The organism is Kitasatospora sp. NPDC091257, from assembly GCF_044757675.1.
Classification (GTDB): domain Bacteria; phylum Actinomycetota; class Actinomycetes; order Streptomycetales; family Streptomycetaceae; genus Kitasatospora; species Kitasatospora lactacystinica.
The window spans coordinates 1-2,458 of the sequence record NZ_JBIVVI010001286.1 but is presented as its reverse complement, the minus strand read 5'-3'; the positions used below and the strand labels follow the sequence as shown (position 1 = coordinate 2,458).

At 73.9% G+C, this 2,458-nt stretch carries 1 protein-coding gene; it reads left to right on the top strand.

Features of this window, described 5'->3' with window-relative positions; translation table 11 throughout:
- Window positions 1-248: 248 nt before the first annotated feature.
- Window positions 249-2,458: MMPL family transporter (locus tag ACIQOV_RS37395; protein ID WP_401055242.1), on the top strand; the 2,210-nt coding region annotated here is incomplete at its 3' end.

Sequence of the window (2,458 nt, the reverse complement as noted above, 5' to 3'; positions counted from 1 at the left end):
GGGGTAGGGAAAACCCCACCCAGGCCCCGAGGACAACACCAGGAGAGGGCCACCCGCCAGCCGGATTACCCGTCAACCCCCGCTTCCCTACTGTCGATCGGGACGCCGGACCGCAGCCGGCGCACCGCGACCGGCGGCTCCCCCGACCCAGGGCCGCCGCCGCTCCCGTCCGGCGACCACCGCCGCTCTCCCAGGGGGGAAGACCCACCGTGAAGCCCGTGAAGTCCAGACTCGGCCCGGCGGCCGCCATGGGTGCCTGGAGCGCCCGGCACCGCAAGACCGCGGTGTTCGGCTGGCTGCTCTTCGTCGTCCTGGCCGCCGCGCTCGGCACCGCGCACGGCAGCACCAAGGTGACCGAGGCCGAGTCGATCCCCGGACAGGTCTCCCGGGCCGCGCGGATCCTCGACGAGGCCGGGCTGCAGAGCCCGGCGGGTGAGACCGTCCTGGTCCAGAGCACCACCCGCAGCGCCGACGACCCGGAGTTCCGCGCCGCCGTCGGCCAGGTGGTCGCCGCGGTGAACGGCACCGGAAAGGCCGCCGAGGTCCGCTCGCCGTACGACACCCGGGCGGTCTCCGCGGACGGCCACTCCGCGCTCGTGACGCTGACGCTCAAGGGCGACCGCGAGCAGGCGCCGGACCACGTCCAGCCGGTGCTGGACGCGGTGGCCGGCGTGCAGCGGCAGCACCCCGACCTCACCGTGGTCCAGCTCGGCGACGCCAGCTCCGGCAAGTGGATGCAGGACCAGCTCACGAACGACTTCGCCCGCGCCGAGTGGACGGCCGTGCCGCTCGCCCTCGGCATCCTGCTGGTCGCCTTCGGCGCGCTGGTCGCCGCCGTGCTGCCGGTGGTGCTCGCGCTCACCGCCTTCGTCGCCGCCGCCGGGCTGGTCGCCCTCAGCAGCGGGTTCCTGCACACCAGCGGCGACGCCTCCTCGGTGATGCTGCTGGTCGGCCTCGCCGTCGGCGTCGACTACTGCCTCTTCTACCTGCGCCGCGAGCGCGAGGAGCGGGCCGCCGGGCGCGACGCCGCCACCGCGCTGGCCGTGGCCGCCGCCACCAGCGGCCGGGCCGTACTGGTCTCCGGCGTCACCGTGGTGGTCGCCATGGCCGGCATGTTCCTCACCGGGATCGCCACCTTCAAGGCGATGGCCTTCGCCACCATCGTGGTCGTGATCACCGCCGTGCTCGGCTCGCTCACCGTGCTGCCCGCACTGCTGTCGATGCTCGGCGACCGGGTCGAGAAGGGCCGGGTGCCGTTCCTCGCCCGGCCGCGCCGCCCGGCCGCCGGGGACCGGAGCGGCGGACGGTTCTGGAACGCGGTGCTGACCCCGGTGCTGCGCCACCCGCTGGCCGCCACCGTCCTCGCCGGCGCCTTCCTGCTGGCCGTGGCCGCACCGCTGCTCACCATGCACACCGCCAAGCTGACCTTCCAGCAGCAGCTGCCCGCGGGCAACGCCCTGGTCGCCGCCTCGCAGAAGATCGAGGCCGCCTTCCCGGGCAGCCCCGCCCCCGCCACCGTGGTGATCAGGGCCGCCGACATCGACTCCCCCGCGATGACCGCCGCGATCGCCGAGCTCAGGGCCAGGGCGCTGGCCGGCGGACGGATGCACGGCCCCGTGGAGGTCACCGTGCACCCCGACAAGAACGTGGCCACCGTCGACATCCCGCTCAACGGCACCGGCAACGACGCCACCAGCAACGAAGCCCTGCGGAGCCTGCGCGAGGACCTGGTGCCCGCCACCGTGCTCGCGGTGCCCGGCACCGAGGCCCCGGTCACCGGCCAGACCGCCGGCTCGTACGACTTCAACCGGAAGATGACCGGCTCGATGCCGCTGGTCCTCGGCTTCGTGGTGGTCTTCGCCTTCCTGCTGATGCTCACCTCGTTCCGCTCCCCGGTCGTCGCCGTCACCGCCGTGGTGCTCAACCTGCTCTCGGTGGGCGCCGCGTACGGGGTGCTGACGCTGGTGTTCCAGCACGGCACGGGCGCCTCGCTGCTGGGCACCGCCGGGGTCGGCGCGGTGGAGTCCTGGGTGCCGCTGTTCCTCTTCGTGATCCTCTTCGGGCTCTCGATGGACTACCACGTCTTCGTGGTCTCCCGGATCAAGGAGGGCCACGACCGCGGCCTGCCGACCCGGGACGCGATCGCCCACGGCATCCGCTCCACGGCCGGGGTGGTCACCAGCGCCGCGGTGATCATGGTGGCGGTGTTCTCGGTCTTCGGCTCGCTGTCCATGCAGGTGATGAAGCAGATGGGCGTGGGCCTGGCGGTCGCGGTGCTGATCGACGCCACGGTGATCCGCGCGGTGCTGCTGCCCTCGGTGATGACCCTGCTCGGCGAGCGCAACTGGTACCTGCCGCGCTGGCTGAACTGGCTGCCGGACCTCTCGCACGGCGAGTCCGTCCCGCCGCCCGGCGCCGACCGGGCCCCGCACGGGCCGCCGGCCGCCCCGGCGCAGGG